The sequence below is a fragment of the Citrobacter sp. Res13-Sevr-PEB04-36 genome (genome assembly GCF_015672735.1).
Lineage (GTDB): Bacteria > Pseudomonadota > Gammaproteobacteria > Enterobacterales > Enterobacteriaceae > Citrobacter.
This window is the reverse complement of the sequence record NZ_JADABY010000029.1, coordinates 26,119-49,719: the sequence shown is the minus strand read 5'-3', so window position 1 is coordinate 49,719 and position 23,601 is coordinate 26,119. Positions and strand designations below refer to the sequence as shown.

Sequence of the window (23,601 nt, the reverse complement as noted above, 5' to 3'; positions counted from 1 at the left end):
TCCCTGTCATGCAAACGCCCTCCCCGCTGCGGAGAGGGCTTGTGGGTTATGAGAATATTAGTGTGCGCCTTTCGCCTGCGCCACGATCTCTTCGACATTCTCCGGCATCGGTTCGTACGGCGTTTCTTTCGACGTCGGTTTGTCCTCTTTCAGCGCGGCCCTCGCCGTTTTAATAGCGAACAGACCCAGGACTACCACCACCACCATAAAGAAGATGGTCAGTCCGGCATCCAGACGGTTGTTAAACACCAATTGTGAAAGCTGCGACTGGGTGTATTGCGCCGGAATGTTACCGCTGTCGATCATCGCCTGGAACTTGTTGGCGATCGCCAGGAAGCCAATTTTGGTATCCGGGCTAAACGCTTTCTGCCAGCCGGCGGTCAGAGTACAGATCAGCAGCCAGGCGGTTGGCACCAGCGCCACCCATGCGTAGCGCTGACGTTTCATCTTGAACAGTACCACCGCACACAGCATCAGCGCCATGCCAGCCAGCATCTGGTTGGCGATACCAAACAGCGGCCACAGGGTGTTGATACCGCCTAATGGATCCACCACGCCCTGGTGCAGGAAGTAACCCCAGGCCAGCACGCACAGCGCCGTTGCCAACAGGTTCGCAGGCAGTGAATCAGTACGCTTCAGGCCTGGTGACACCACGCCCAACAGGTCCTGCAACATAAAGCGTGCAGCACGCGTACCAGCATCGACCGCGGTCAGAATAAACAGGGCTTCGAACAGAATAGCGAAGTGATACCAGAACGACACATCCATCATGCCACCCAGCGCACCGTGCAGAATGTACGCCATCCCTACCGCCAGCGTAGGCGCACCGCCCGCACGAGAAATAATGGATTGCTCGCCCACTTCGTTAGCGATTTGATGCAGGGTATCCGGGGTAATGGCAAAGCCCCAGCTACTGACCACCTGCGCCGCAGAAGCGACCACATCCACCGTGCCTGCAGGTGCCAGCACCGCCATCGGGCTGTTCATCGCAAAGTACACACCCGGATCGATGATACACGCCGAGACCAGCGCCATGATGGCGACAAAGGACTCCATCAGCATCCCGCCGTAGCCGATAAAACAAGCCTGCCCTTCATTTGCCAGCATCTTCGGCGTGGTGCCGGACGCAATCAGCGCATGGAAGCCAGAAACCGCCCCGCAGGCAATGGTAATAAACAGGAATGGGAACAGGTTGCCCGTCCACACCGGACCGGTACCATCAACGAATTTGGTCAGCGCAGGCATGGTCAGCGTTGGACGCATGATCAGAATGCCCACCGCCAGGCCGACAATAGTACCAATCTTCAGGAAGGTAGACAGGTAGTCACGCGGCGCCAACAGCAGCCACACCGGCAACACGGCGGCCACGAAGCCGTAACCCACCAGCATCCAGGTCAGCTGTACGCCGGTAAAGTCAAAGTACGGTGCCCAGGTTGGGCTTTCAGCCACCCAGCCGCCGGAAATAATGGCAAACACCAGAAACACCAGGCCGATAATCGACACTTCACCAATGCGACCCGGACGCAGATAGCGCAGGTAGATGCCCATAAAGATCGCCAGCGGGATGGTAAACGCTACGGTGTAGGTCCCCCACGGGCTGTGGGTCAGCGCTTTCACGACGATCATCGCCAACACCGCGAGGATAATCACCATGATCATGAAACAGGCCACCAGCGCAATCACACCCGCCGTTGGGCCCATCTCTTCTTTCACCAGTTCGCCCAGGGAACGGCCATCGCGACGGGTAGAGACAAACAGCACCATAAAGTCCTGCACCGCGCCCGCCAGCACCACCCCGGCCAAAAGCCAGATCATGCCCGGCAGATAGCCCATTTGCGCTGCCAGCACCGGTCCGACTAACGGACCCGCTCCGGCAATCGCCGCAAAGTGGTGGCCAAACAACACTTTTTTATCGGTAGGAACGTAATCCAGACCGTCGTTATGCCGCACGGCTGGCGTCATACGCGTCGGGTCCAGTGCCAGCACATTTTTCGCGATGTACAGGCCATAAAAACGGTAGGCAATAAGATAGACACAGACCGACGCCACCACAATCCACAGCGCGTTGATCTGTTCACCACGGTTTAACGCAATATATCCCAGGGCAAATGCTCCGATAACGGAGAGCAATGTCCAGAGAAGGTATTTCCCTGATTTATTCATGGTTTTTGTCCGTTTGCGTGATCCAGAAAGATGTTACATTTTGTTTCTATAACACTTTTCCTGAATTTAACAACCTGACAACCACATAAACCCGAGACTCTACTCACTATTTACATTGCATTGTTAACTAGATCACTCCATTTACCTGTTAAGCCTGCAATTTCATTTTACGTTGTCGGCAATGTCACCCCATCACCGCCGTGCCTAAACGACAGGTACAGCAGCGCCGTCCCTGCTCATCAAAAATCACAATTTCCCAGCTTTGGTTCTGCCGCCCGAGATGCAGCGGCTGGCAGACACCGCGCACTTTTCCCTGCGATACCGCACGATGGTGGGTAGCATTGAGTTCCGTACCGACCACGCACTGTCCGTCACGAGTCATCATGTAGCCCGCCATCGATCCCAGCGTTTCCGCCAGTGCCGCCGACGCGCCGCCGTGCAGCAAACCAAACGGCTGGTGGGTACGATGATCCACCGGCATCTCAGCTTCCAGCACGTCATCACCCAGTCGGGTATAGACCACGCCTAAATGTGCCACCAGCGTATTCTGGCTGGTGGCATTGAGTTCATCGAGTGTAAGGTGGCGTTTCCAGATCATCATTACGCTCCCAGCGTCGAGCCGCCGTCCACCACGATATCCTGCAAGGTGATATGGCTGGCCAGATCGGAGGCGAGGAATAAGACTGTGTGGGCAATTTCCTGCGGACGAGCAATCTTACCCAACGGGATGCCGAGCTTAAACTGCTCGCCAAACCCGCGAATACGCTGCTGTTCGGCATCATCGCTGACCCACAGCGTACGTTGCATATCGGTATCGGTTGACCCCGGCGAAACCACATTACAGCGCACGCCGCTCGTAGCCAGTTCCAGACCGACGGTCAATGCCAGGCTTTTCAGCGCGGCTTTTGACGCGCCGTAAGCGCTCATACCGATGCGTGGCGTATGTGCCGCATCTGATGCAACGGTGACTATCGCCCCACCCTGCTGGCGGCGAAACTGCGCCATGGTGTGCTGAAACAGATTGAACGCGCCGCCCACATTGACGGCGAAGGTTTGCTGCCAGTCCTCAGCGCTGAGCGCATCGGTTGGCCCCATACGTAAAATCCCGGCAGCGTTGACCAGCACGTCCAGCCGCTCAGTGTTCGCCAGTAAGCGCTCGCACACCTGCGCCACCTGCCGGGCATCTGCCACATTCATCACCTCGGTGGCAAACGGATAAGCTTCACCGTCAAACGCCAGATCGAAGCCGGTCACCCGCGCACCCGCGTCAACAAACGCCAGCGCAGTGGTGTAACCAATGCCTTTTCCTGCGCCAGTGACCCAGACGGTTTTGCCTGTGAAATCAAACCCAACCATTACTTCACCTCGCGGGAAAGCAGTTTCCACCAGGCGTCAATGGTCGGATTTTTCGCCAGCATCACGAAGTCGATATCGCCATGCACTTTGCGCCAGCGGGCGGCCAGCGCCATCATCCGTACCGAATCCAGACCGTAGTCGATCAGATTTTCGTCATCCAGCGGCTCATCGGATTCATCCAGCAATGGCAGAATTACGCTGCGTAGCGCCTCTTTACTGGCAGGCACCGGTGTCGGCAAGAGTTCCTGCGTCATCACCACCCGACCAGAGCGTCCGGCAACATATTTCAACGACATCAGGTGTTCATCGCGGCTAAAGTCAGCTAACGCATCGGCCACCATAAACGGCTTAATGTCGCGCATGAACGCGTCGGTAGCAGTGGTCATACAGCCAATATGCGCGTAGACGCCGGTAATAATCAGTTGATTACGTCCGGTCTCTTTCAGCATCTGTTCCAGTGGGGAGCGATGAAACGCGCTGTAGCGCCATTTCACCAGGATTGTATCCGCTTCGTCCGGTGCCAGCGCATCGACAATCTTCTGCTGTTCCGGCGAGCGCGTCAGCCCCGGTCCCCACATATCGTTTAACAGAGCGCGGTCTTCATCGCTTTGATCTTTCGGCTGGGCGGTGTAATAGACCGGAATGTTATGCGCTTTGCAGTACTGGCGCAGCGCGGCAATATTGGCCACCACCTGCTCCATCATCGGGCAGTTATCGCCCCAAAAACCGATAAAATAGTCCTGCATGTCATGGATCAGCAGTGCTGCGCGCTCAGGTTCAAATGCCCAGTCAACTTTATTGGCGGGAACATCAAGCGCCGTGGGCAGTGCATAAGCCTGCAGTTTAGGAATTGCCATCTCTTTTTCTCCTTCAGGCCGGTGAACGTGATGCCAGCCACTGACGTAATTGTTTTTTATCCACTTTGCCGACCGGGGTTAGCGGTAGCGACGCCACACACTCGACGCGGTCCGGTAATTTGAACTCCGCCACGCCCTGCTCACGCAAGAAACGACGTACCTGAACTGCGCGCAGCGGTTCTTTCACCACCAGACAGGCGCAGCTTTTTTCGCCCATCAGCTCATCGTCCACGCTGACCAGCGCCGCATGAACCACTGCCGGGTGGCGCAGTAACAGGTTTTCTATCTCTTCGGCGGCGATCTTCTCCCCGCCCCGGTTGATCTGATCCTTCTCGCGCCCCTGCACGGTGATGTAACCATCATGATCGATGGCGATCAGGTCGCCTGAGCAGTAGAACCCGTTGGCATCAAAGGCGCTGGCGTTGTGTTCAGGACTGTTGAAATAGCCGCGGAAGGTATACGGCCCGCGCGTCATCAGGCGTCCGGTCTCACCCTGCGGCAAAGGATTACCGTCGGCATCGGCCACCCAGACCTCGTCATCCGGGCACATCGGGCGCCCCTGGGTATTGACGATGCGCTCAGGACTGTCGTCCAGGCGGGTGTAGTTCACCAGCCCTTCCGCCATACCGAAGACCTGCTGTAACTGACAGCCGATCTCTGCCGGAATACGGGCGGCAAGCGAAGCAGAAAGCCGCGCCCCACCGACCTGCAACAGTTTCAGCGATGCCAGTTGCGCATTACTGCCCCATTCTGCAATCGCCTGCAGCCACAGGCTTACCGCCGGTGGAACCAGCGCCGTGACGTTAACCTGATGCTTCTCAATCAGCGGGAAGCACAGCGTGGCGCTCGGGTCGGTCGCCAGCACCACGGTTCCACCGGCGAGGAACACGCCCAGCGCGCCCGGTGAGCTCATGGCGTAGTTATGCGCGGCCGGGATCGCACACAGGTAGCGCGTTTCTCCCGTGAAATGGCAAATCTCGTTGCTGCGCCGCACGCTGTAGTAGTAATCGTTATGGGTGCGTGGGATCAGCTTCGGCGTCCCGGTGGTGCCACCGGAAAGCTGGAAATATGCCACTTCATCGGCAGGCGATGACGTGGCGGTAAAATCATGGGCAGGCTGGCTTATCGCATTTTGCAGGTTGTGTTCACCCTCGTCATTGAGCAGCAGCACCACGCGTAGCGAGCTGTGTTCACTCACAAATGCGTTCAGGAAGTCATCCGCAGCAAACAGCGCATGCGCGCGGTCAGCAATCAGCAGCGCCGGTTTGATTTGCGTCGCATAGGCGTTGAGCTCAGTGCGTTGATGACTATACAACCCAAAAACGGGGGCCACACCTAGCTTGAGCAGCGCAAAGAAGGTGATATACAGCTCCGCCACATTACCCAACTGCACCAGCGCGGTTTCACCGGATTTAATGCCCTGACGACGCAGGCTGTTGGCAAGATTGTCCGCCGCCTGGTTAAGCTGGCGGTAACTTAGATGGCGCTCCCCATCTATCACTGCCGTATGATCATTGTCGGCATGACGGGTCAGAATGTCTGTCAGCGGCAGATCCTGCCAGTAGCCTTTTTCACGGTAACGGCGGGCAAACTCTTCCGGCCAACGGGTGAAAGGAATACTCATTATCGCTCCTTAGAGGCCTGGTCAATAAGGCTCTTAATGCAGTCCAAAAACATTCAACATGGTCGAAAGCTTGGCGCCCGTTTCACGCCATTCGGCAACCGGGGAAGAGGCAGGCACAATGCCTGCACCGGCGAAGAAACGCACCTGATTACGCAACAGCTTCGCGCAGCGGATCGTCACCACCCACTCGCCGTTGCCCTGCGCGTCACACCAGCCAACAATACCGCCGAACAGTTCACGATCGAACGGCTCCAACTCGGCAATCAGTTTCTGCGCAACGTGGTGTGGAAAACCGCTCAGCGCTGGCGTCGGGTGCAGCAGGCAGGCCAGCGTCAGGGCGTTTTCCTGCGCGTTAGCTTGACCTTCAAATGGCGTACCGAGATGCCAGAGCGTGGGCGTGGTGACCAGTTGAGGAGAAGACGGTAGTTGCAGTTCACGGCTGCGATCGCGCAGTACCGTTTTCATAGCCTGCGTCACGAGATCGTGCTCATGGCGGTCTTTCTCGGAGGCCAGCAGGCGGATCCCGGCTTCTCTGTCCAACACGTCATCCGGCTGACGCCGCGCCGATCCCGCCAGCGGCAGTGAGCTGAAGTGATCACCATCTTTACGTAACAGCAACTCCGGGCTGGCGCCGATCAATACGCCGCCATCTTCGATAGGCACATGGAAGTTGTAACTTGCCGGATTTTGCGCCACCAGACGCTCCAGCAACGCACCGCTGTCAATGTTGGCGTCGGCAGTGACATCGATCAGTCGTGACAGCACCACTTTGTCCACTTCCGGGGTGGCGGTCCGGGCCGCCGCCTGGGCGACCATGTGTTCAAATACGTCCTGCTCGGGAATCGCTTTACGTTCCACGATGTTCAGCGACTGATGAGCGGTAAAGTAACGCGATGATTGTTGCTTCGCCGTGCGGGAGAAATTCTGCCAGGACCGGGGAATGAACAGCGACGATGGCTGGCGGGTATCAAAGGGGATGGCCCCGACCATGATGGGATTGGCGATACCCTGCGATTTGGCATCGGCAAACAGGGCGTGCATTTTTTGCTGGAACGGGCTGTCCGGTGAATCCCCATCAATTGCCGGTTCCGCATAGCGGGCAAAGCATCCTGACGTCGTAAAGCTACGGTACGGCGACATAAAGAAAAAGCTGTCGGGGGCAAGTGTTGCCATAGTCTGCGGTATTTCCTCGGCCAGTGACGTATCCATATCATCCTCCAAAAATGATAAAGGCTTTAATAATGATTATCATTTATATTTTCGGTCGCTAACCTAAAAGCAAAGCGCCGGTATGTCAACTCTTGCAGTCACACAATGTGCGACTTAGGCTTGCATCCCTGTTCGCTAACAATGAAAATGAGAAGCATTAACTACATTGATAACAGGAAGCTTATTCGTGCGACTCCCCGCGTTTTACCGAACAGCACTCTTACTGGTTGGGCTGTCACTTTCAGGAATTTCTTTAAGCCATGCAGCAGACTGGCCGCGTCAGGTCACCGACAGCCGTGGAACCCACACGCTGGAACAGAAGCCGCAGCGTATTGTCTCCACTAGCGTGACGCTGACCGGTTCGTTGCTGGCCATTGATGCGCCGATTATCGCCAGCGGGGCCACCACGCCAAACAACCGCATCGGCGACGCACAGGGTTTTTTACGCCAGTGGAGCGAGGTGGCAAATGCCCGCAAGCTGAGCCGTCTGTATATTGGCGAACCGAGCGCCGAGGCCGTTGCCGCACAAATGCCGGACCTGATTCTGATCAGCGCCACCGGTGGTGATTCCGCCCTCGCCCTGTACGATCAGCTGTCCACCATTGCCCCCACACTTATCATTAATTACGACGACAAAAGCTGGCAGTCGCTGCTGACGCAGTTAGGTGAGATCACCGGGCATGAACAACAGGCGGCGGCACGCATTGCCGAGTTTGATAAGCAACTGCAGGCGGTTAAGCAGCGCATTACCCTGCCGCCACAGCCGGTCAGCGCGCTGGTGTACACCGCCGCCGCGCACAGCGCCAACCTGTGGACGCCGGAGTCTGCGCAGGGCAAGCTGATGGAACAGTTAGGTTTCACGCTGGCACCGCTGCCTGCCGGACTGCATACCAGTCAGAGTCAGGGTAAACGTCACGACATTGTGCAACTTGGCGGTGAGAATCTGGCAACCGGACTGAACGGCGAGGCGCTGTTCCTGTTTGCGGGCGACAGCAAAGATGCCGACGCCATTTACGCGAACCCACTGCTGGCACACCTGCCTGCCGTGCAGAATAAACGCGTCTACGCACTGGGCACTGAAACCTTCCGTCTGGATTACTACAGCGCCACGCTGCTGCTGCAACGCCTCTCCGCGCTGTTTTAATCTTTAGCGCCGGATGAGGTTTACGCCTTATCCGGCATTCACCGGCATCTGCCGAAAACGACGGACCTCACTCAACAGCAACAGCAGCAGCAGACCAACGATCGCCAGGCCGAATCCACTGACGCTTGCCGACACGACCGGCGTCATCATCGCACCCAAACCGCCTAACAGCGCTGCACCGATGGCGTCACCGGTGACATTCTGTGCGGTCCACAAACCGTTAATGCGCCCGAGCATCGCTTCCGGCGTCTGCGTCTGTAACAAGGTGTACTGCAACAGAGAACTCACCGCGCTCAGCCAGCCGAACAGCGCCAGGCAGACCACGCCTAATTGCCAGACCGGCATCAGCCCAAACAGGCCAATCGCGAGGAAGGACGCCACGGTCGAGGTCAGCATAATCAAACCAGGACGCACGCTATGCGCCAGCTGTCCGCTGGTCAATGCACCAACGGCGGCACCCAGTGGAATAGCCGCATACAGCAGACCTATTTGCGCGCTCGACATCTGCCAGCTCATGGCCAGCGCCGGGTAAAGTACACGCACAGCACTGGCCATGGTCAACAGGCCACCCAGAAGCGCAATGCCGCCAATCAGCGGGCTGGCAAGCAGAAAACGAAACGCCGCCAGCAGGGATTTCAATGGGTGTTCACGTGGCTGCGGTGGCGGTGGTAACGCCGGCAGGCTCAGCAACGGCAGTAAGGTAATAAAAGTGCCTGCCGCCGCCAGACCGTAGTTCCACGCCACGCCGCCGGTGGCGAGCAGCACCCCGCCTATCATCGGCGATATCACCGATCCCAGGCGTACCGTCAGCATAGTGATGGCCCCCGCCTGCATCAGGTTTTCACGCCCAACCAGCGCCGGTGTCGCCGCCAGTAGCGCCGTAACCCCCAGTGAGGCAAAAAATCCGTCCCATAAACCCAGGATATAAATCGCCAACAGTGACGGTTCCGGGAGCAGCGCATTCAAACACAGACCAATAAAGCCAATGCCGCAGGTGCCACGCGCCAGCAGGATCACTTTTTTGCGTTCATAGCGGTCGGCCAGCACACCGCCGATCATCAGGCCAACAAACATCGCGCTGCCGGTGAGCGTCACCGACAAACCAACCTGCCAGGTCGACTGGGTCATCACCTGGATCTGTACCGGCACCGCCACGCCGAGTAGCCCCAGAGAGACGATGGAAATAAAACGGGCAAGGAAAACGGCGCGAAATGCCGGGTGGGTCTTTAGCAGGCTGAGATTGAGCAGCCAGGATTGTCGATTCATTACAGAGCCTTACCAGGTACTTTTCAATATCCATTCAATGGCTGCACATGCTAACATACCTAAATAAGATCGATAACGATAATTACTATCATTATCAAGGATAGTTGATATGTCATGCTCTGTTTCCGTGACGCGCGCCTTCGCCGTGCCCGGACTGTTGTTATTACTTGTTGTCACCACGGCATTAAGTCTGGTTATTGGCGCCAAGTCGCTCCCTGCCTCCGTGGTGCTGGATGCGCTCACCGGCAGTTGTCAAAGTGCCGATTGCACCATCGTGCTGGACGCGCGACTCCCGCGTACGCTGGCAGGATTGCTCGCAGGCGGCGCGCTGGGACTGGCGGGGGCCTTGATGCAAACGCTGACGCGGAATCCGCTGGCAGACCCCGGTATTCTTGGCGTCAACTCCGGTGCCAGCTTCGCCATTGTACTGGGGGCCTCACTGTTCGGCTTTTCCTCCCCACAAGAACAACTGCTGATGGCCTTTTCCGGGGCGCTAGCCGCGTCGCTAATTGTGGCCTTTACCGGCAGTCAGGGCGGCGGACAGCTCAGCCCGGTTCGCCTGACGCTGGCTGGCGTGGCTCTGGGGGCAGTGCTGGAGGGGTTATCCAGCGGTATTGCCCTGCTCAACCCGGATGTCTACGATCAGCTGCGTTTCTGGCAGGCTGGTTCGCTGGACATTCGCAGTCTGCAAACCCTGAAGGTGGTGCTGCTCCCGGTATTGATTGCCGGAGCCGTAGCCCTGTTCCTCAGCCGTGGCCTGAACAGTTTGAGCCTGGGCACGGATACCGCCACCGCGCTGGGCAGTAAAGTTGCCCGTACGCAGTTTATCGGTCTGCTGGCAATCACCGTCCTGTGTGGAAGCGCGACCGCAATTGTCGGCCCGATCGCCTTTATCGGCCTGATGATGCCGCATATGGCGCGCTGGCTGGTGGGAGCCGATCACCGCTGGTCGCTGCCCGTCACTCTCCTGGCAACCCCTTCTCTGCTGTTAATTGCCGATATCATCGGTCGACTGATTGTGCCCGGTGAGCTGCGCGTGTCGGTGGTCAGCGCGTTTATCGGCGCGCCGGTGCTTATTTTTCTGGTACGCCGTAAGCAGCGCGGAGGTGGCGCATGATGTACCTTTCTCGTCGACTGATTATCAGTTGCCTGATACTGGTTGTGGGCTGTATCACTGTTGGATTATGGAGCCTGCGTAGCGGCGTTGTGACGCTGGAAACACAGCAAATTATTGCCGCCCTGCTGGGCGATGCGCCGCGCAGCATTACGCTGGTAGTGACGGAATGGCGTTTACCGCGCGTACTGATGGCGTTGCTAATTGGCGCAGCGTTAGGCGTAAGTGGCGCGATATTCCAGTCTCTGATGCGTAACCCTTTGGGCAGCCCGGACGTAATGGGCTTCAATACCGGCGCCTGGAGCGGCGTGCTGGTAGCGATGGTGCTGTTTGGCCAGCACCTTACCGCCATTGCCCTGGCAGCGATGCTCGGCGGGGTTCTGACCTCACTGGTGGTGTGGGCGCTGGCCTGGCGCAACGGCATAGAAACGTTCCGCCTGATTATCATCGGCATCGGTATTCGCGCCATGTTGGTGGCGTTTAACACCTGGCTGCTGCTGAAAGCCTCTTTAGAAACCGCACTAACGGCCGGGCTGTGGAACGCCGGATCGCTCAATGGTCTGACCTGGGCGAAAACCTGGCCATCCGCGCCGCTGATTATTGTGATGCTGGTGTGCGCCACGCTGCTGGTGCGCCGCCTGCGCTTGCTGGAAATGGGCGATGACAGCGCTTGTGCGCTTGGCGTCAGTGTCGAACGTTCGCGTTTGATGATGATGCTGGTCGCTGTTGTACTGACCGCTGCAGCCACCGCACTAGCGGGTCCTATCTCGTTTATTGCCCTTGTCGCACCGCACATTGCTCGTCGTCTTAGCGGCACCGCGCGCTGGGGATTAACCCAATCTGCGCTGTGCGGCGCACTGTTATTGCTGATGGCCGATTTATGCGCCCAGCAGCTATTTTTGCCTTATCAGCTTCCGGTCGGCGTTGTCACCGTAAGCCTCGGCGGTATTTATCTTATCGTCTTGTTAATTCAGGAGTCCCGCAAAAAATGACCGAATCAGTAGCCCGTTTGCGTGGCGACCAGTTAACGCTAGGGTATGGCAAGTTTACCGTGGCAGAAAACCTCGACGTGTCGATCCCCGACGGTCACTTTACCGCCATTATTGGCCCCAACGGCTGCGGGAAATCAACGCTGCTGCGCACATTGAGCCGTCTGATGACGCCAGCGCACGGCAAGGTGTGGTTGGATGGCGAACATATTCAACATTACGCCAGTAAAGAGGTGGCGCGCCGCATTGGCCTGCTGGCGCAAAACGCCACTACGCCGGGCGATATTACCGTTCAGGAACTTGTTGCCAGAGGCCGTTATCCGCATCAGCCGCTGTTCACTCGCTGGCGTAAAGAAGATGAGGATGCAGTAGTGAACGCCATGAAAGCCACCGGGATCACCCACCTGGCGGCGCAAAGTGTGGATACGCTTTCCGGCGGACAGCGCCAGCGGGCGTGGATCGCCATGGTGCTGGCGCAGGAAACGTCAATCATGCTGCTCGACGAGCCAACCACCTGGCTGGATATCAGTCATCAGATTGATCTGCTGGAGCTGCTCAGTGAGTTAAACCGCGAGAAGGGCTATACGCTGGCCGCCGTGCTACACGATCTCAACCAGGCCTGCCGTTATGCCACGCATTTAATCGCGCTTCGTGAAGGGAAGATTATTGCCGAGGGGGCGCCGAAGGAAATTGTTACGCCGCAGCTTATCGAAAAGATCTACGGTCTGCGCTGCATGATTATTGACGACCCGGTTGCCGGGACACCGCTGGTAGTGCCTCTCGGGCGTCAAAAATAACGTTATTTATCGTATGGCGACGTCTTCGCCGCCATACGAGAGTACATCACACTAATTGCTGTCCGAGGATCGCAATATCGCGTTTACGCGACAGCATGGCATAATTCAGCAGAACCCCACCGCACGCCACCATTCCACCGAGCAGAGCCGCCAGAATAACAATCAAAGATTTCCCGGGTCCGTCTTTTTTCACCGGCAACGACGGTGAAAGCTGATATTTAAACGGCGTGAATTTGACGTCGCTGAAGTTCATTGCCGACAGCTGTTCCACGTGATATTGGCGGTTGCGCAGGTCACCGTTGATCTCTGCTACATCCGTTACCGATTTTTCGATTTCTAATTTACGTGCAATGCCATCCGCACCCAGTGAAATAGAGAAATCAGGATCGTCCTTCACAGCCTGACCATTGCTATAAACTGGTTTTTTGATCCCTGCTGCATTCGCAATCTCGAGTGAATAATTCAATCGCTGAATATTCGCTTCCAGCTGATTTTTGAGTCTGACGCGATCCATCGCCAGCCTTTCTTTCTCATAGCTGGTTTTGATTGCCAGTTTATTGCGAATATTCTCCAGGGTTTCCTTCTCCACAAGATCAGAAATATACTGGATATAGCCCGCCAGTACCGCTCGTGCTTCTTCAGCAACCGGTGCAGTAAAACTCAGCGTCCACGCGGTATACAGCGAGGTTTCATTCTTCTTGCCCAGATTGGCATCAACCGCTTTCATTTTATCACTGAGTCGGACAATCGCCCGGTGCAGTGCCATTTCGTCAATGTCAGCGCCTTTCAGCTGATCCATGACATAAGGTGAAGAGCGCAGGTACTCTTCCAGCAGCGATGGCGACTGAAATTTCTTGATAAACAGGTTAAATACATCGCCACGGTTAACGCTAATATCCATGTCCAGCACACGCAACTTGGTTAATGCATTCTCGAGTCCCTGCCACTGCACGGGTTCAGCTGGGGTGACAATTGCCTCACTGGTCCATTTTTGCGGGAGCAGGAAAGACACCAGAATCCCGACGCAGGCAAATGCAAAAACGGTAGCAATAATCTTGATTCTGGCGCGCCATAAAACCTCAACCAAATGTAATAAATCAATTTCATTGCTGTTTACCGCAGCCTGCGGATAAGCAGTAAATTCCGAATCATTACTTTTCTTTATATTTAATGATGACATGTTGTGTAACCTGAAATCTTCGCTATAGAAACGTGCTTCTGTAGGTGAAGTCTACCAGCTAGTCAGATTTTTCCGAAACACTCTTTTCTCCAGGCCACCTACTAAAAATAATATTCGGAATTTATTAAATCTACAGTCAAATCTGATTGACACAAAAAAACAACTCCATAACATTTATTTTTCATTATGGAGTTATTCAAATCATGTGATAACCAAAATATTTTCTATACGTGATTATTAATAAGCCTGTTTATTACCGGCCCTATTATCTCAAACGCCGCTGGCGAAATAATATCAACGTGCGCGCAATCCTGACGATGGATATCCAGACTGGCTATCCACGGTGACCAGCTGTGTTCAGGGCTGACGCCCGATGGTAAGGTGCGTTCAGCGACAAACAGCGTGGCGTGACCGTCAAAAGCCACGCTATGCGCGGTGGTTAACAGACGCACCGCATCGGCATAGTTACCCTCAATGCTACTAAACAACGTATCGGACGCATTGCCCTGCTGCGCGGCCAGGAACACCTCGCGCTCACGATCGATTTCCGCCAGCACTGCTGGATCCAGCCCATTGGCCTCTTTTTCTTGCCAGTTTTGTGTTTCCGGCGGCCAGGTGTCGAGCAGCCCCAGAAACGCCACCCTTTCCCCCCGCGCCTGCAAGCGTGCCGCAATACCCTGCGCCAGCGTGCCACCCAGCGAATACCCTAGTAAATAGTAGGGGCCGTGAGGCTGCTGCTCCAGCAGCGTTTTAAGATGGTGTTCACAGACTTCATCGAGATTTGCTGCCGTCTGCATTGGTCCATTGAGCCGTGGCGACTGAATGCCAGTAATTGACCACTCTGGGCTCAAATAGCGCGATAACACGCTAAACTGCCAGGCAAAGCCGGATGCCGGATGGAAACAGAACAGCGTTGGACCGTGGCTTGTGCGCAGCGGCAGCAGCGCTTCAAACCCCAGTTGCTGTGACTGTGCATCTTCACTACGGTCCATCAGCACGCTGAGTTGTTCAACGGTGGAGGCAACCATCACCTGTCCGGGCGTCACCTGACGTTCAAATACACGGCTCAACTGCGCCGCCAGCTTCATCGCCAGCAACGAATGACCGCCCAGCGCAAAGAAATCCGCCGCCACATCATTAACCTCACAGCCCAGCAGCGCGGAAAAGGCCCCGGCAATGGTGGTCTCCGTGCCCGCGCTGGGCGCGCGACCTGCCGTGCGTGGCGTCAACTGCGGCATCGGTAAGGCTTTACGATCCAGCTTACCGTTGGCGCTGAGCGGCAAATCCGCCAGCTGTAACAGCACCGTCGGTACCATATGCGCAGGCAGTGTTTCACGCAGGCTCGCCTGTAATGCGGGAATATCCAGCGGTAAACCTGAGTGTGACACCAGATATCCCACTAGCTGGCGTGCATCGCCGCCGGTTGCCACCGCCTGGTTGAATACGCAGGCATGAGCCACGGCATGTTCGACATCCGGTAGCATCTGCATCACTCGATCAATCTCACCCAGTTCAATGCGCTGCCCGCGGATTTTTAGCTGATCATCGCTGCGCCCGAGGTATTCCACTGCGCCATTGTCCAGCCAGCGTGCCACGTCCCCGGTACGGTACATGCGTTCGCCGGGCGCAAACGGGTCGGCAATAAAACGGCTTGCCGTCAGGTCCGGTCGACCCAGATACCCCTGCGCCAGTTGGATCCCTGTCAGATACAGATCGCCCGCCACGCCAACAGGCACCGGACGCATCATGGCATCAAGGATCCGCAGGCCGGTATTCCACACCGGATAGCCAATCGGGACGCTGTTACCGGTTACGGCGGCAAGCGCATCTCCACATGCCGGATACCAGGTGACATCTACCGCAGCTTCGGTCGGTCCGTACAAATTATGTAGCGGCGCATGGGTCAGCTGTTCCCACTCGCGGCACAATTCTGCTGGCAGGGCTTCACCGCTACAGAACACCTGCTTCAGCGTGGCGCAGCTTTCCCGCGCCGTCTCCGGCGTCAGCGAGGCAACAAACGCCGCCAGCATCGACGGCACAAAGTGCGTGGTAGTCACGCCATATTGTGCAAAGAACTGCTGCATCGCCAACGGGTCTCGATGCGCCTCAGGCTCCGCCATTACCAGCTTCGCACCTGCAATAAACGGCCAGAAAAACTCCCACACCGAGACATCAAAACTGCACGGCGTTTTTTGCGCCACCACATCATCGGCGGTCAGCGGATAGTGGTTTTGCATCCATAGCAGGCGGTTAACAATAGCGGTTTGCCCCACCATCACCCCCTTTGGTCTGCCGGTCGACCCCGAGGTAAAGATGATATAGGCGGTATGCTCCGGGCGTGATACCGTGCGCGGCAAGATACCCTCGCCCGACAGCGGCGCGTTATAGCACAGACTGTCCAGTCCCGGAATATCGCGAAAGCGGGACAACTGTTCCTCGGTGGTGATCAACAGCGAGGGGCGCGCATCTTCCAGCATCATCCGCAGGCGATCGTCCGGGTAGCCGGTATCCAACGGCAGCCAGGCAGCACCCGCCTCCACAATGCCGTGCAGTGCCAGCGTCAGGAACACAGAGCGCGGTAAGGCCACGGCAACGCCGTCCCCTGGCCGCACGCCGCGTTCACGCAGCACCTGCGCCAGTGCGACAACCTGCTCACGCATTTCGCGGTAGCTGAACTGATAACAGGCGTCGGCCAACGCCGGCGCATCCGGTGTTCTCGCGGCCTGTTCCGCCACCAGCGCGCTGAGCGTGGTGAACGGAATATCAATCGCCGTCTCGTTAATTTGCGCCAGCTGTTCCTGCTCTGACGGCAACAACATATCGGCATCACCGCAGCGCAGCGCCGGGTTTTCGGCAAACTGGCCCATCAGCGCGGTTAAACGCGACGCATGTTGCGCCAGCGTCGCCTCATCATAACGCTGTTTATTGGCGAGAATTTCAATGCTCAGATCGCCGTTTTCATCCGGGAACAGAGCCAGTTCAAGATCGTTAACCGGCCCGGTCGCCAGCGTATGGGTTTGTGCCTGAATGCCGGGAAGATCCAACTGGTAGTCAAAGATTTTCACATTCAGTACCGGACCAAACAGCGCCTCTTCACCGGCCGCTCGCCCGCTATCGCGCACAATTTGCTCCGCATCATAACGCTGATGACGACGCATTTTCTTGAGCTGTCCGGCCAGTCGTTTTGCCAGTTCAGGCAGGTTTTCCGCGGCATCAAGATGCACGCCGAATGGCAGCACATTCAACACCGGCCCGGTTGCCGTTAACGCCGCCGATCCCATGCGGCGCATGAAGATAAACCCGGCGGCATAATCCATCCGGCTGCATAAGCGCCCCAACCATAGCGCCACCAGCGCCAGCGCTAAATCCGCAGGCTGAACGTCAGGTATGCGCGCGGCAAGCTGGCGAAATACACCGTCGGGAGCGGTCAGCTGCATGCGAATAATATCCGCGCTGGTCGCCCGGCCCGGCAGGGGTTTACCCGACAGTGAAGCCGGTGGCGGCAACTGCCCTCGCTGCCCGGCCCAGAATGCGCCGTCACGTTGATACGCCTCGCTGTGGCGATACTGCTGATACTCTTCCACCACCTCAGCAAAGGGCGTAAAAGGTGATTCCGGCGTGGATTCACCGCGTTGCCACGCGCGGTAAATGGCGGCTATCTGGCGAGTTATGGCAGGGAAACTGAAGCCATCCACCAGCAAATGATGATAACGCTGATACCAGTACCAACAGTTATCCGCCACCTGAATTAGCTGATGGCAGACCAGCGGTTTTGTGCCATCAGCACGTAAGTCTTGCTGCAGGTCAGCCTGCATCAACGCCCGTGCGGCGTCGTGCGGACTGGCCATGTCACGGACATCGATAATCTCTGGCTGTGCAAAAGTGAGCGCTGGATCAACCCACTGCCAAACCTCGCCATTGTCTTCGCTAAACCGCATACGCAGGGTATCAGCATGCCCCAGACCGACGACAACCGCCTTCGCCAGCAGAGGCGCGTTCAGTTCCCCAGTTAATTCCACGTAGTGCGCGACGCTCCATACTGAAGGTAATGTGGACAATTTTTCCGCCATCCAGATCCCCGGCTGAGCCGCGACTAACGGTAAGCGCTGAGTCATTCTGCCTCCTGTACATCGGCATAATTTGCAGGTGTTAGCGTGGTCCAGTTTTCCGCGAGCCATTGCTGGCAGGCTTCCTGGGATTGCGGTTCGCATGCGATGGCCCAGCCAGCAGGAAGCGAGCACTGCTGCGGCCAAAGGCTAAACTGACGTTGGGGATTTTGCAGAATGTAAAACTGACCCTGCGGGTTATCGAAAGGGTTACTGAATTCCATACTCAACTCCTGTCGTGGAACATCGTCCGGTTAAATCGTGTCGGTGAGCGGCTGCCAGAGCGTCATCAGCCCCTGCATTAAGCCGCCGCGCCAGCAAAGCGCGTCGTGTCCACCTTCAACCTGACGCCAGAAAATAGACCGTGGTGCATGGGGTAACTGTGCGAAGAGCGCCTGATTGGCGCGATAAATAATCGGCTCGCGAATACCGGCTTCCAGAACAATACGCAGCCCCTGCGCGCTCAACGTTCCTGCCCTCAGTTGTTCAATCACGACACCGTCCTGATGCCCTGTGCGATGCGGCCACCAGTAGGATCCTGACTGACTGAGCACGCAGCCAAAACGTTCCGGCCAGTTCAGACCGGCATACAGCGAGGACAATCCCCCAAAGCTTTGCCCGGCGACCACCGTGCGCTGCGGATCGTCACTGAACGCGGCGGTCGCTTTCACCAACGGCAGTAACTCCTGCTGCACCGCCTGCCAGAAATTGGCATTGCACGGCAGCTCGTGGCTGCGATGAGGTGTATCGATGGCATCAATCAGGAGATAAACGGCAGGAGGAAGCTGATGTCGTCGAGTCAGTGAGGTCAGCGCGGGCCAGACCGGCATGCTGTGCGCCCAAAACTGTCCGTCCAGCAGGACTGCCAGTGGGCGTTCCCTGGGATTTTCCTCGCCGGTGGTAAACACCCACACGCGGCGCGTATTGCCCAACCTCTCGCTATGCCATTGCAGGCAAATCGCGGGTGAATCAGGAGGTTGGGGACTGTCCCAGCCAGGCTGCACGGGGGCATCAGGCATTTCCAGCGCTGAAACCGCATGACCGCGCCCGCCTTGCCAGCTTTGAGGATTGAGGGGATCGGCGATGGCCTGTGGCAGCAACTGTCGCCAGCCTTCGCGCAGTAACGTTCTGTCCGGGGTGTCGCCTGCGTTCAACGTGGCAAAAATATCGTCTCGTGTAGAAGGGATGAAACAGTAACTGCCGCGCCAGTGGGCGTTCAGGGTAATGCTCCAGCACCAAACATCTGTACCGTCAATACGTTGCATCGACTGGGGAACAGCATTTTGATGGTGGTCGGTCACGCCAGTAATGTAGACCCACACGCGACGGATAGTGGAGTGTTTTTCCGTTCCCTGCGGGTCACGCCACCAAAACGTGACGCGGTAATCGCCGCTGTCCTCACGCACCCATTCCGGGCCATTTTTTGACTGCCACCACGCCTCGCTTCCCATCATTAACGCCGTCACCGTCATAACCCCATGTTTATTGTGCAATTTTAAATCCAATCGTGAAATATATTGATAATATTATTGATAACTATTTGCATTTGCAATAGCGTATTGTCGCGCTGTGGGAAGCGCGTACAGTTTTTCACCACTCATAAACCGACCTGACGCTGCGAACTTTTTCTGGAACGGATGGTTTTCGCAGGAGCGGGCGACATCAGGCCAAATGCCCCACAACGGCACATTGGTTCACGTGGCTAAAAGAAAGCAGGACATACAATGAACAACAAGATTCATTCACTGGCCTTATTGGTCAATTTAGGGATTTACGGGATAGCGCTGCCAGCTATGGCAGAAGATAAAACCGATAGCACCGCCGTCTCGCATGAAGATACCATCGTCGTTACCGCCGCCCAGCAGAACCTACAGGCGCCAGGCGTTTCCACCATCACGGCCGATGAAATCCGTAAGAACCCTCCCGCGCGCGATGTGGCAGAAATCATCCGAACCATGCCCGGCGTAAACCTGACCGGTAACTCAACCAGCGGTCAGCGCGGCAACAACCGTCAGATTGATATTCGCGGCATGGGGCCAGAAAACACCCTGATTCTGATCGACGGCAAGCCGGTCACCAGCCGCAACTCCGTACGTCAGGGCTGGCGCGGCGAGCGTGATACCCGTGGCGATACCGCCTGGGTTGCACCGGAAATGATTGAGCGCATTGAAGTGCTGCGTGGTCCTGCTGCGGCGCGTTACGGCAACGGCGCTGCAGGTGGTGTGGTGAATATCATCACCAAAAAAGGCAGCAACGAGTGGCATGGGTCCTGGAATACCTATTTCAACGCCCCGGAACACAAAGAAGAAGGCTCCACCAAACGCACCAACTTTAGTCTGAATGGCCCACTGGGCGGGGATTTCAGCTTCCGTCTGAACGGTAATCTTGATAAAACGCAGGCCGATGCCTGGGACATCAACGAGGGTCACCAATCTGCACGTACGGGGTCATACGCCGATACCATGCCCGCAGGTCGTGAAGGGGTAAAAAACAAAGACATCAACGGTCTGCTGCGTTGGGATTTTGCGCCAATGCAATCGTTGGAATTTGAAGCGGGTTACAGCCGTCAGGGCAATCTGTACGCGGGCGATACCCAGAATACTAACAACGATAACAAAACCAGTGGGCTGGTAAAAAAATACTACGGTAAAGAAACCAACCGTATGTACCGCCAGAACTATGCGCTGACATGGAACGGCGGCTGGGACAACGGCATTACCACCAGCAACTGGGCGCAATACGAACACACCCGTAACTCTCGTTTGGGTGAAGGCCTGGCAGGCGGTCTTGAGGGGCTGTTTAACAGTAATCAATTTACCGACACTGACCTGGCAGATGTCACCCTTCACAGCGAAATCAGCATTCCATTCGATCTGTGGGTTAATCAGAACCTGACGCTTGGTACCGAGTGGAACCAGCAGCGTATGAAGGATATGACATCCAATACCCAGACCTTTATGGGCGGAAACATACCCGGAGCCAGCAGCACCGATCGCAGCCCCTATTCAGACGCTGAGATCTTCTCCCTGTTTGCTGAAAACAACATGGAGCTGACCGACAGCACCATGCTGACGCCGGGCCTGCGTTTCGATCACCACAGTATCGTGGGTGATAACTGGAGTCCGTCGCTGAACCTGTCTCAGGGTCTGGGCGACGACTTTACCCTGAAAATGGGCATCGCGCGGGCCTATAAAGCGCCGAGCCTGTACCAGACTAACCCGAATTATATTTTGTACAGCAAAGGCCAGGGGTGCTATGCCACCGGTTCTGCCAGCGGTATTGGCTGCTACATGATGGGTAACGATGACCTGAAAGCCGAAACCAGTATCAACAAAGAGATTGGTCTGGAGTTCAAACGTGACGGCTGGCTGGCGGGCGTTACCTGGTTCCGCAACGATTACCGTAACAAGATCGAGGCGGGAACTGTACCGCAAAGCAGAACATCAATTACCCAGAAAAACCCGACTACCGGTAAAACAACAACAACCTACACCGATATTTATCAGTGGGAAAACGTGCCTAAAGCGGTGGTAGAAGGCCTGGAAGGGACGTTGAACGTGCCGGTGAGCGAGACCGTCAACTGGACCAACAACATCACCTACATGCTGCAGAGTAAGAATAAAGAGACCGGCGAGCGCCTGTCGATTATTCCTGAGTATACACTGAACTCTACGCTGAGCTGGCAGGCACGCGAGGATCTGTCCTTGCAGTCCACCTTCACCTGGTATGGCAAACAGCAGCCGAAGAAATACGATTATCAGGGTAAACCGGTCACCGGCAGTTCAGCTCAGGAAGTCAGCCCGTACAGCATTGTCGGTCTGAGCGCGACCTGGGATGTGACCAAAACCGTCAGCCTGACCGGCGGTGTGGATAACGTCTTTGACAAACGTCTGTGGCGCGAAGGTAATGCCCAAACCACCAGCGATATCAAAACTGGCGACTATATGGCGGGCGCAGGCGCGTACACCTATAACGAACCGGGCCGTACGTGGTATATGAGCGTTAACACGCACTTCTGATAACGTTTTTCCCTCTCCTCCATTGAGGAGAGGGAATTCGTGAGCCATCATGCACACAACCCACATTCCACTGTCCTTCGCCAGCCATACGCTGCATCTCGTCGAATTTGCCCCCGACAGCCTGCATGAACACGATCTGCTGTGGCTTCCTCATTACGCCCAGCTCGCCACCAGCGGACGTAAACGACAAGCGGAGCATTTAGCGGGGCGTATTGCCGCCGTCCATGCGCTGCGCGAATATGGCAGCAAAAAAGTACCCGGTATCGGCGAGCGCCGCCAACCGCTGTGGCCGCAAGGTCTGTTTGGCAGCATCAGCCATAGCGCTTCGACCGCATTGGCGGTGGTAGGCACTCAACCCATAGGTCTGGACATTGACGCTATTTTTACACCCCACACCGCAGCCGAACTGGCTGACAGTATTATCGACAACCATGAACGACAGGTTTTGCAAGGTTGCCCGGTCCCCTTTCCGCTCGCCTTAACCCTGGCGTTCTCCGCCAAAGAGAGCGTATATAAAGCATTCAGTGAGCAAACTCGCGGACTGCCGGGCTTTGCCAGCGCCAAAATCACCGCCCTCACCGCCACGCACTTAATGGTGCAAATAATGCCGTCATTTTCGGCAAACCTCGCCGGACGAACCGTCGGTGTGCGCTGGACACAGCGCGATAATGACATCATTACCCTGTGTACCCCCACTTCGTCAGGATCGTGATCCTTTTCTCCTTTTAAGAAATTAGCTGCGCAAATCGTAGACAGTTCGATTAACTCGACTTATCGTTAGATTGAATAATAAATCATATTTGAATAAATATTCAAAGTGGAGAAAAAGATGAACAAAACCTTCGTTAAATCCGTATTACTGGCTTCGATCCTTACCGCATCAGGTTCGCTGTTTGCTGCAGACAACGGACTGATTGCGATTATCACCCCTTCCCACGACAACCCGTTCTTTAAAGCAGAAGCCGACGGTGCGGTAGCCAAAGCTAAAGAGCTGGGATACACCACGCTGGTCGCATCTCATGATGATGACGTTAATAAACAAAACCAATTAATTGAGACCGCCATTGCCCGCAAAGCGAAAGCCATTATTCTCGATAACGCAGGCGCTGACGCCACCGTTGGTCCGCTGGAAAAAGCCAAAGCTGCAGGCGTGCCTGCTTTTCTTATCGATCGTGAAATCAATAAAACCGGTATCGCGGTAGCACAAATCGTATCGAACAATTATCAGGGCGCTCAGCTCGGTGCAGAAAAATTCGCCAAACTACTAGATGGAAAAGGGAAATACATCGAGCTGCTGGGGCGTCAGTCAGACACCAATGCTCATGTGCGTTCGCAGGGGTATCACGATGTACTCGATGATTATCCGGATATGAAAATGGTAGCCCAGCAAACGGCAAACTGGAGCCAAACTGAAGCCTTTACCCGTATGGAAGCCATTCTGCAAACCAACCCGGATATCGTCGGCGTAATCTCCGGTAACGACACCATGGCGCTGGGTGCAGAGGCGGCACTGAAGGCTGCAGGGAAAAATAACGTCATCGTGGTCGGTTTTGACGGCAGTGACTACACCCGCGATTCAATAATCAATAAAAGCAACATCAAAGCGACCGTCCTGCAACCCGGCTGGCAGCAAGCACAAATGGCTGTTGAACAGGCGGATTACTACCTGAAAAACGGCAAAGCGCAGAAAGATGAAAAGCAGCTCATGGATTGCGTGCTAATTGATGAAGCCAATGCCAGCAAGCTGAACAAGTTTAACCTGAGTCACTAAGCGGAG

Annotated in this window: 18 protein-coding genes; 7 read left to right on the top strand and 11 right to left on the bottom strand. The window is 56.1% G+C overall.

Annotated features, from left to right (window positions below):
- Positions 1-57: 57 nt before the first annotated feature.
- The 6 genes from cstA to entC all read right to left on the bottom strand — a co-directional run bounded on the left by cstA (position 58) and on the right by entC (position 7,209).
- The gene (cstA, locus tag IMQ48_RS08145) at positions 58-2,163 is read right to left on the bottom strand and encodes a pyruvate/proton symporter CstA (protein WP_096757929.1); all 2,106 of its coding nucleotides are present in this window, start codon (positions 2,161-2,163) and stop codon (positions 58-60) included.
- Between the two features lie 184 nt (positions 2,164-2,347).
- Positions 2,348-2,761 (bottom strand): proofreading thioesterase EntH, encoded by a 414-nt coding sequence (entH, locus tag IMQ48_RS08140; protein ID WP_115259979.1) that lies wholly within the window; start codon positions 2,759-2,761, stop codon positions 2,348-2,350.
- Between the two features lie 2 nt (positions 2,762-2,763).
- Positions 2,764-3,519, bottom strand: coding sequence for a 2,3-dihydro-2,3-dihydroxybenzoate dehydrogenase EntA (entA, locus tag IMQ48_RS08135; protein ID WP_196208626.1), 756 nt, complete (start codon positions 3,517-3,519; stop codon positions 2,764-2,766).
- Entirely contained in the window at positions 3,519-4,376 is an 858-nt protein-coding gene (locus IMQ48_RS08130) for an isochorismatase (RefSeq protein ID WP_115259126.1), read from the bottom strand. The genes entA and IMQ48_RS08130 overlap by 1 nt, the downstream gene beginning before the upstream one ends.
- A 13-nt stretch (positions 4,377-4,389) precedes the next feature.
- The gene (gene entE, locus IMQ48_RS08125) at positions 4,390-6,000 is read right to left on the bottom strand and encodes a (2,3-dihydroxybenzoyl)adenylate synthase EntE (RefSeq protein ID WP_196208625.1); all 1,611 of its coding nucleotides are present in this window, start codon (positions 5,998-6,000) and stop codon (positions 4,390-4,392) included.
- Between the two features lie 33 nt (positions 6,001-6,033).
- Entirely contained in the window at positions 6,034-7,209 is a 1,176-nt protein-coding gene (gene entC, locus IMQ48_RS08120) for an isochorismate synthase EntC (protein WP_196208624.1), read from the bottom strand.
- A 187-nt stretch (positions 7,210-7,396) separates the two neighbouring features.
- On the opposite strand from entC, the gene fepB reads away from it, so the two are divergent.
- Positions 7,397-8,353 (top strand): Fe2+-enterobactin ABC transporter substrate-binding protein, encoded by a 957-nt coding sequence (gene fepB / locus IMQ48_RS08115; protein WP_196208623.1) that lies wholly within the window; start codon positions 7,397-7,399, stop codon positions 8,351-8,353.
- Positions 8,354-8,380: 27 nt separating this feature from the next.
- Here the strand turns inward: fepB and entS are convergent, their stop codons facing one another.
- Positions 8,381-9,619: an enterobactin transporter EntS gene (gene entS, locus IMQ48_RS08110; RefSeq protein ID WP_196208622.1), complete on the bottom strand. Its 1,239-nt coding sequence runs from the start codon at positions 9,617-9,619 to the stop codon at positions 8,381-8,383.
- A 109-nt stretch (positions 9,620-9,728) separates the two neighbouring features.
- Between entS and fepD the strand changes: the two genes are divergently transcribed.
- The 3 genes from fepD to fepC are packed head-to-tail and all read left to right on the top strand — an operon-like array spanning position 9,729 to position 12,519.
- Positions 9,729-10,736 carry a Fe(3+)-siderophore ABC transporter permease gene (gene fepD, locus IMQ48_RS08105; protein ID WP_196208621.1) on the top strand — a complete coding sequence of 336 codons (1,008 nt, stop codon included), beginning with the start codon at positions 9,729-9,731 and terminating at the stop codon, positions 10,734-10,736.
- On the top strand, positions 10,733-11,725 hold the full coding sequence (fepG, locus tag IMQ48_RS08100; RefSeq protein ID WP_196208620.1) for an iron-enterobactin ABC transporter permease: 993 nt from the start codon (positions 10,733-10,735) through the stop codon (positions 11,723-11,725). The genes fepD and fepG overlap by 4 nt, the downstream gene beginning before the upstream one ends.
- Positions 11,722-12,519 carry an iron-enterobactin ABC transporter ATP-binding protein gene (fepC, locus tag IMQ48_RS08095; RefSeq protein WP_181631465.1) on the top strand — a complete coding sequence of 266 codons (798 nt, stop codon included), beginning with the start codon at positions 11,722-11,724 and terminating at the stop codon, positions 12,517-12,519. Before fepG ends, fepC begins: the two co-directional genes overlap by 4 nt.
- Positions 12,520-12,565: 46 nt before the next feature.
- Here fepC and wzz(fepE) read toward each other — a convergent pair whose 3' ends face one another.
- The 4 genes from wzz(fepE) to fes all read right to left on the bottom strand — a co-directional run bounded on the left by wzz(fepE) (position 12,566) and on the right by fes (position 19,277).
- Complete coding sequence (wzz(fepE), locus tag IMQ48_RS08090; RefSeq protein WP_196208619.1) at positions 12,566-13,699, bottom strand: LPS O-antigen length regulator Wzz(fepE); 1,134 nt, start codon at positions 13,697-13,699, stop codon at positions 12,566-12,568.
- A 224-nt stretch (positions 13,700-13,923) separates the two neighbouring features.
- Positions 13,924-17,814 carry an enterobactin non-ribosomal peptide synthetase EntF gene (entF, locus tag IMQ48_RS08085; protein ID WP_196208618.1) on the bottom strand — a complete coding sequence of 1,297 codons (3,891 nt, stop codon included), beginning with the start codon at positions 17,812-17,814 and terminating at the stop codon, positions 13,924-13,926.
- Entirely contained in the window at positions 17,811-18,029 is a 219-nt protein-coding gene (locus tag IMQ48_RS08080; RefSeq protein WP_096757939.1) for an MbtH family protein, read from the bottom strand. Before IMQ48_RS08080 ends, entF begins: the two co-directional genes overlap by 4 nt.
- Before the next feature lie 30 nt (positions 18,030-18,059).
- The gene (gene fes / locus IMQ48_RS08075; RefSeq protein WP_196208734.1) at positions 18,060-19,277 is read right to left on the bottom strand and encodes an enterochelin esterase; all 1,218 of its coding nucleotides are present in this window, start codon (positions 19,275-19,277) and stop codon (positions 18,060-18,062) included.
- Between the two features lie 252 nt (positions 19,278-19,529).
- Between fes and IMQ48_RS08070 the strand changes: the two genes are divergently transcribed.
- The 3 genes from IMQ48_RS08070 to IMQ48_RS08060 all read left to right on the top strand — a co-directional run bounded on the left by IMQ48_RS08070 (position 19,530) and on the right by IMQ48_RS08060 (position 23,595).
- Positions 19,530-21,824 (top strand): TonB-dependent siderophore receptor, encoded by a 2,295-nt coding sequence (locus tag IMQ48_RS08070; RefSeq protein WP_181618860.1) that lies wholly within the window; start codon positions 19,530-19,532, stop codon positions 21,822-21,824.
- 49 nt (positions 21,825-21,873) lie between these two features.
- Positions 21,874-22,536 carry an enterobactin synthase subunit EntD gene (gene entD, locus IMQ48_RS08065; protein WP_196208617.1) on the top strand — a complete coding sequence of 221 codons (663 nt, stop codon included), beginning with the start codon at positions 21,874-21,876 and terminating at the stop codon, positions 22,534-22,536.
- Positions 22,537-22,653: 117 nt separating this feature from the next.
- Positions 22,654-23,595 (top strand): D-ribose ABC transporter substrate-binding protein, encoded by a 942-nt coding sequence (locus IMQ48_RS08060; protein WP_196208616.1) that lies wholly within the window; start codon positions 22,654-22,656, stop codon positions 23,593-23,595.
- Positions 23,596-23,601 lie beyond the last annotated feature (6 nt).

Coding starts and splice junctions, on each gene's coding strand:
- cstA (WP_096757929.1), bottom strand. CDS start 2,163: ATGAATAAATCAGGGAAATACCTTCTCTGGACATTGCTCTCCGTTATC.
- entH (WP_115259979.1), bottom strand. CDS start 2,761: ATGATCTGGAAACGCCACCTTACACTCGATGAACTCAATGCCACCAGC.
- entA (WP_196208626.1), bottom strand. CDS start 3,519: ATGGTTGGGTTTGATTTCACAGGCAAAACCGTCTGGGTCACTGGCGCA.
- IMQ48_RS08130 (WP_115259126.1), bottom strand. CDS start 4,376: ATGGCAATTCCTAAACTGCAGGCTTATGCACTGCCCACGGCGCTTGAT.
- entE (WP_196208625.1), bottom strand. CDS start 6,000: ATGAGTATTCCTTTCACCCGTTGGCCGGAAGAGTTTGCCCGCCGTTAC.
- entC (WP_196208624.1), bottom strand. CDS start 7,209: ATGGATACGTCACTGGCCGAGGAAATACCGCAGACTATGGCAACACTT.
- entS (WP_196208622.1), bottom strand. CDS start 9,619: ATGAATCGACAATCCTGGCTGCTCAATCTCAGCCTGCTAAAGACCCAC.
- fepD (WP_196208621.1), top strand. CDS start 9,729: ATGTCATGCTCTGTTTCCGTGACGCGCGCCTTCGCCGTGCCCGGACTG.
- fepG (WP_196208620.1), top strand. CDS start 10,733: ATGATGTACCTTTCTCGTCGACTGATTATCAGTTGCCTGATACTGGTT.
- fepC (WP_181631465.1), top strand. CDS start 11,722: ATGACCGAATCAGTAGCCCGTTTGCGTGGCGACCAGTTAACGCTAGGG.
- entF (WP_196208618.1), bottom strand. CDS start 17,814: ATGACTCAGCGCTTACCGTTAGTCGCGGCTCAGCCGGGGATCTGGATG.
- IMQ48_RS08080 (WP_096757939.1), bottom strand. CDS start 18,029: ATGGAATTCAGTAACCCTTTCGATAACCCGCAGGGTCAGTTTTACATT.
- fes (WP_196208734.1), bottom strand. CDS start 19,277: ATGACGGTGACGGCGTTAATGATGGGAAGCGAGGCGTGGTGGCAGTCA.
- IMQ48_RS08070 (WP_181618860.1), top strand. CDS start 19,530: ATGAACAACAAGATTCATTCACTGGCCTTATTGGTCAATTTAGGGATT.
- entD (WP_196208617.1), top strand. CDS start 21,874: ATGCACACAACCCACATTCCACTGTCCTTCGCCAGCCATACGCTGCAT.
- IMQ48_RS08060 (WP_196208616.1), top strand. CDS start 22,654: ATGAACAAAACCTTCGTTAAATCCGTATTACTGGCTTCGATCCTTACC.